At 68.1% G+C, this 5590-nt stretch carries 4 protein-coding genes; 2 read left to right on the top strand and 2 right to left on the bottom strand.

The window, feature by feature from the left end; all coding sequences use genetic code 11:
- Window positions 1–163 precede the first annotated feature (163 nt).
- Window positions 164–388 (bottom strand): DUF6381 family protein, encoded by a 225-nt coding sequence (locus tag AB0915_RS38070; protein WP_366695832.1) that lies wholly within the window; start codon window positions 386–388, stop codon window positions 164–166.
- A gap of 410 nt (window positions 389–798) precedes the next feature.
- Complete coding sequence (locus AB0915_RS38075; protein WP_366695834.1) at window positions 799–2163, bottom strand: APC family permease; 1365 nt, start codon at window positions 2161–2163, stop codon at window positions 799–801.
- A gap of 335 nt (window positions 2164–2498) precedes the next feature.
- Here AB0915_RS38075 and AB0915_RS38080 point away from each other — a divergent pair, with 335 nt between their 5' ends.
- Complete coding sequence (locus AB0915_RS38080; RefSeq protein WP_366695836.1) at window positions 2499–3947, top strand: aldehyde dehydrogenase family protein; 1449 nt, start codon at window positions 2499–2501, stop codon at window positions 3945–3947.
- A gap of 99 nt (window positions 3948–4046) precedes the next feature.
- Window positions 4047–5462, top strand: a complete 1416-nt coding sequence (locus tag AB0915_RS38085; RefSeq protein ID WP_366695838.1) for an FAD-dependent oxidoreductase — start codon at window positions 4047–4049, stop codon at window positions 5460–5462.
- Window positions 5463–5590: the final 128 nt, after the last annotated feature.

Below are 5590 nucleotides of genomic sequence, written 5' to 3' on the forward strand. Positions count from 1 at the left end.
GTTCGCCGCCCGGGGAGAGCGGGGACAGCCACATCTGCAGGAGCCCGTGATCACCTCGTTCCCCCGCACCCCAAGTGAGAGCTGAATCACTGCACGAGTGGGCATCAGTCAGGCAAGCCTAGGTGAAGTTAGGCCCTCCGTGCCGTTGAATGCCGACGGTGCGTCAGCGAGAAGAGAACTCGTCCTTCTCCCCTTCGGCACGGCGTCCAGGCCTGTCCTCTGCCGCACGTCCGCCGTCCTTCATGGACTGCTCCTGGATGCGCCGGGCCTCCTCGTACAGCCTGCGACGTTCCTTCGGATCGCTCGTCTGCTCGGCACGCTCGTTCAGCTCACGAACCTTGTCCTGCGTCTGCCGCGCACGACTGGCGGACTCGCCTGCAATGCTCATCTTCACTCCTGGGGAGGTGAGGGTGGGACACACCGCAGCCAACCAGCGCTCCACCGCTCGCGCACCCGGAAGCGTCACCCTGCGCAATCGTCGCAGGCAGTCAGCCTTGACGGGGTCGCGTCACTTCGAAGACAAGCATCTTTTACATCCCCCCTGCGTCAATGTGCTGGGAATCTGCAGCAATCCGGCACCCCACCGGACCCGCGGGCCGAAGTCAACAGGCGTGGGCGCATGCAACAACGACAGCAGGGCCTCCCGGCATCGCTCGGTCCGATTCGCATCCCGAGCTACCGAGAGGCCCTGCCTTCATGCGCGTACCGCCGGAACATCACCCGACCAGGACTCCTGCTCGACCCGCCCGTTCCAAGACCGGCTGAGAAGCGGCTTCTGAAACCTGTGGGCCGGCCTGGTCAGGCCGGGCGGTCGTCGGTGATCTGCCGGTCCTGCACCTTGGTCCGGTACAGCCACAGCAGTACCGACACGAGCAGAACGGCAAGTGCCACTCCCAGTTCTGTGTAGCCGCCGTATCCAGTGATGGAGAAGCCGGTCGCTCCCACCACCAGCACCACGGTGAGGAACCCGGCCAGCGTCCAGGCCAGGGGCACGAAGAACCGGGGCAGCCGGATGGGACGTACGGCGTCGGGACGGTCCTTGCGCAGCAGCGCGAAGCCGGAGACCGCCAGCACATGGGTGAGGATGTATCCCAGGTTGCCCGTGACGATGATGGCCAGCGGGGTCTGAAGCACCGTCAGCACGAACACATTGAGCACCAGGGCCACCAGCAGCGCCCGGACCGGCACCCCGCGCTTGTTCAGCACCCCCACCTGCCTGATGGTGAGCCCCGCCTTACCCATCTCGTACAGCACCCGGGAACCGTCCGCGAGACCGGTGATCATGATGAGCAGCAGCGAGGCGATGAGGAAGACCACCATGAGGTCGGAGGCGCCGCCCACCAGGTGCTGGAAGGCTCCGATGAAGAAGGTCGTGGGCTCCTTGCCGATGGCCTTCTCTCCGACGTACCCCGACAGGCTCAGTGGCAGCAAGATGAACACACCGAGGGAGAACAGCACACCGGCGCGCAGGGCCCGGGAGGTGTCGCGCACCGTGTCCTTGTACTCGGGGGCGAAGGTCGCGCACACCTCCACACCGAACGACGTCCACGCCATGACGTACAGCCAGACCAGCGCCTCGCGCAGCCCCGCAGCGCCGTGCAGATTCCAGTGCAGGCCCTGCGCACTCCAGTCACCGGAGAACAGCGGCAGGACGATGAATACGGCAAGCGGCACGAGCAGCGCACCGCCGGTGACGTAGACGACCCACATGGCAACGTGCAGGCCGATCATCGCCGCGCTGAACAGCAGCAGCATCACGAGCAGGCCCACGGCTATGGGGAAGTCCACCTTCACCGGCCCGAACTCCACGCTCCAGTCCTGGCCTGGGAACCACTGGGCCTGGACGAACGAGCCGATGATTCCGGAGTAGACGGCGAGGGCCGTCGTCCAGGGGAACCAGTAGCCGATGCTCGCGATCGGACCCACCACGGGCGCCCGCTTCTTCCAGCCCTCGGTCGCGTAGTGCGCGATCCCTCCGGAGGAGTCGGGGAACATCGCGGCCATCTCGGTGTAGATCCAGTTGGTCGCGGTGGCCAGCACCATCGAGGCCGCCCACAGGGCGATCGCGCCCCAGGCGCCGAGTCCGCCGATGGAGGCGCCGAGCGAGGCGATGAGCGCCGCCGGCATGGTCAGCGACATCGCGAATCCGTCGAACCAGCTCATCTTCTTCGGCAGTGCCGAGGCGGACGCACCCGCCGATCCCGACGAGTCCGAAGGGTCCGGCGAGGGTGGGGCTGGGATCTGTGGCTGGGATGACATGGCGTTCCCCTCAGGGTGGGCGCAGACAGGAGATTCGATGAGGCCTGGTTATAGATGAAGCGAAAAACACCTGTCAACACTCACGAACAAGCAACGGTCGACTTTCGTTTTTGCTCATTCCACAGTCTTGACAGTTCTTGTTTGCTCAGCGAGTCTCCAGTCATCGCACCGGACCCGGGCCGACGCGGCCCAGAGCCGACGCACCCTTCCCGGTCACGACAGGACAGAGAGGCCAACGCATGACCACCCCGACCGCCGACCGGCACCAGCTCTTCATCAACGGCGCGTACACCGAAGGCACCTCCGGGACCACCCGCGAGGTCATCAGCCCCGCGACAGGCGAACTCGTGGGCACCTTCCCGCTGCCCGCGGCCGCCGACGTCGACGCCGCGGTGCGTGCCGCCAACGAGGCCCAGCCGGGCTGGGCCTCGACCAATGTGTGGACCCGTGCCGAGGTCTGCCACCGCATCGGTACGGAACTCGGCAAGCGCGTGGACGAACTCGCCCGCCTCCAGTCCCTGGAGCAGGGCAAGCCGCTCGCCGAGTCCGTCGCCGACATCGAGGAGGCGGCCAAGCTCTTCCACCTGCACGCCGAGGACGCCGTACGACTGCACGGCGAGACGCTGCCCTCCACCGACAACACCAAGCGGATGTTCACCTTCCGGCGCCCGGTGGGTACGTGGGGCATCATCACGCCGTGGAACTTCCCGCTGCTGATGCTCGCGGAGTTCGTCGCCCCCGGTCTCGCCACCGGCAACGCCCATGTCATCAAGCCGCCGGCCAACACCCCGCTCACCGTCCTCAAGGCGATGGAGGCATTCGTTGCCGCCGGACTGCCCGACGGCCTCGTCAACATCGTGCCCGGAGAGGGCGACACCGGCGATGCGCTGGTACGCCACGAGGGCATCCACGCGATCGGGTTCATCGGCTCCACCGAGACCGGCGCGAAGATCCAGTCCGCCGCCGGGCTCAAGCGCTCCATCATGGAGTGCTCGGGCAACGGGCCGCTCGTCGTCCTCGCCGACGCCGATGTCCAGGCCGCCGCCAAGGCCGCTGTCGACGGTGCCTATCCGTGCGCCGGACAGGTCTGCTGCGCCACCGAACGCGTCATCGTGCACGCGGACATCCACGACGAGTTCGTCGAAGCCGTGCTCCGCGAGGCCCAGCGCATCACCCTCGGCGACCCGTTCGACCCCAAGACGGTTCTCGGCCCCCTGAACAACGAGGGCGTCGCGGCCAAGATGGACCGCCACATGGCCGACGCCCGCGAGCGCGGCGCACGCATCCTGCTCGGCGGCAAGCGCGCTTCAGGGCACCCCACGGACCTCTACTACGAGTTCACCGTGGTGGACGGGGTGCCCGAGGACAGCCTGCTGTCCCGCGAGGAGTCCTTCGGCCCGGTCGTCCCGATCATCACCGGGCAGGACGAGGACGACATTCTGCGCATCGCCAACGACGACAAGCTGGGCCTCCAGGGTGCCGTCTTCACCCGCAGCATGACCTCCGCCTTCCGCTTCATCGAGGAGATGGAGGTGGGCCAGGTCGTCGTGAACGAGAGCAACAACTGGTGGGACATCAACATGCCCTTCGGCGGCGCCGGCGGCCGCTCCACCGGCTGGGGCCGCATCGGCGGTAAGTGGACGCTCATGGACATGACCGACATGCGTACCGGCGTCATCAGTCTCTGACCGCCCCACTCACCCGACCGTGCGCCGACCGGGGCCCCGACCAGCGTCGGGGCCCCGGCCCGCACTGCCCCACCAAGCCTGCAACGAGGTACCCGCCACATGACCACCGCAGCCCCGCGCCCGACCGACCACCGCAGCCGACTGCGCGACACGAAGGCCGCCCCCTACTGGCTGGACCGGCCCGAGCACCCCGCACCGCTGCCCCGGCTGACCGCCGACACCACCTGCGATCTCGCCGTCGTCGGCGGCGGTTACACCGGGCTGTGGACCGCCCTGCTCGCCAAGCGCGCCCACCCCGAACGGGATGTCCTCGTCCTCGAACAGAACACCTGCGGCCACGCGGCCAGCGGCCGGAACGGCGGATTCTGCTCCCCCAGCATCACCCACGGGCTCGCCAACGGCGCCGACCGGTGGCCCACCGAGGCCCGGCTGCTGCACCGCCTGGGCATGGACAACTTCGATGCTTTCCAGAGGGATCTGGACACCCACGGCATCGACTGCGGATTCGTACGCAGCGGTAAGGTCACCGTCGCCGCCACGCCATGGCAGGCGGAAGGGCTCAAGGGCGCCCACGCGCTCGCCCACCAGTACGGCGAACAGACCCGGCTGCTGGACCACGACGAACTGCGGAGCTACGTCGACTCCCCCTTGTGGACCGCCGGCCTGTGGTCCCCCGACTATGCGCTCCTCGACCCTGCCCGGCTTGTCTGGGGCCTGCGCGCCGCCTGCCTCGACCTCGGGGTCCGCATCGCCGAGCACACCGAGGTCACCGCCCTGACCACCCGTCACACCGGGCGGGTCCGCCTCGCCACCCCCTATGCCGCGGTCGGCGCCCGGCAGGTCGCCCTCGCCACCAATATCTACCGGCCCCTGCTCAAGCGCCTCTCGCTCAGCATGATTCCGGTCTACGACTACGCGTTGACCACCGAACCCCTGAGTGCTGAGCAGCTCGCCGCCATCGGCTGGAGCGGCGAGCACGGAATCACCGACGCGGGCAACCAGTTCCACTACCTCCGCAAGACCGACGACAACCGCATCCTGTTCGGCGGCTACGACGCCATCTACCCCTACGGCAGCCGGGTCGACGAGCGCCTCACCCAGCGCCCCGCGACCTTCGACGCCCTCGCCGCCCAGTTCGCCGAAGCCTTCCCCGCCCTCGCCGACGTCCGCTTCTCGCACTCGTGGGGCGGGGTCATCGACTCCACCACCCGCTTCTGCATGTTCGCCGGCACCGCCGCGCACGGCCGGATCTCCTACGCCCTCGGCTTCACCGGACTCGGCGTCAGCGCCACCCGCTACGGCGCCCAGGTCATTCTGGACCTGCTCTCCGGCCAGCGCACGGAACGGCTCCGGCCCGCCATGATCCGCCGCCCTCCAATGCCCTTCCCCCCGGAGCCGGTTCGGTATCTCGGCATCGAGGCCACCCGGTGGTCCATGGCCCGCGAGGACACGCACGGCCATCGCAACCTGTGGCTGCGCACCTTGGACCGACTCGGCCTCGGCTTCGACTCCTGACCGGGCAGGATAAGAGGAGCTCACAAAATGGGAGTCCGATCAGCTCGCGGCGTCTGGTGCGTGCGATCGCAAGGCGCCGGAAGGTCCTCGTAGCGGAGCTACTAGGGCATTTCGGCAACGCAGCGAGC

The sequence above is a fragment of the Streptomyces sp. NPDC048411 genome, assembly GCF_040704695.1.
GTDB lineage: Bacteria > Actinomycetota > Actinomycetes > Streptomycetales > Streptomycetaceae > Streptomyces.

Bases quoted from the DNA above. Each gene is read 5' to 3' on its own strand.
- AB0915_RS38070 (WP_366695832.1), bottom strand. From the start codon at position 388: ATGAGCATTGCAGGCGAGTCCGCCAGTCGTGCGCGGCAGACGCAGGAC.
- AB0915_RS38075 (WP_366695834.1), bottom strand. From the start codon at position 2,163: ATGAGCTGGTTCGACGGATTCGCGATGTCGCTGACCATGCCGGCGGCG.
- AB0915_RS38080 (WP_366695836.1), top strand. From the start codon at position 2,499: ATGACCACCCCGACCGCCGACCGGCACCAGCTCTTCATCAACGGCGCG.
- AB0915_RS38085 (WP_366695838.1), top strand. From the start codon at position 4,047: ATGACCACCGCAGCCCCGCGCCCGACCGACCACCGCAGCCGACTGCGC.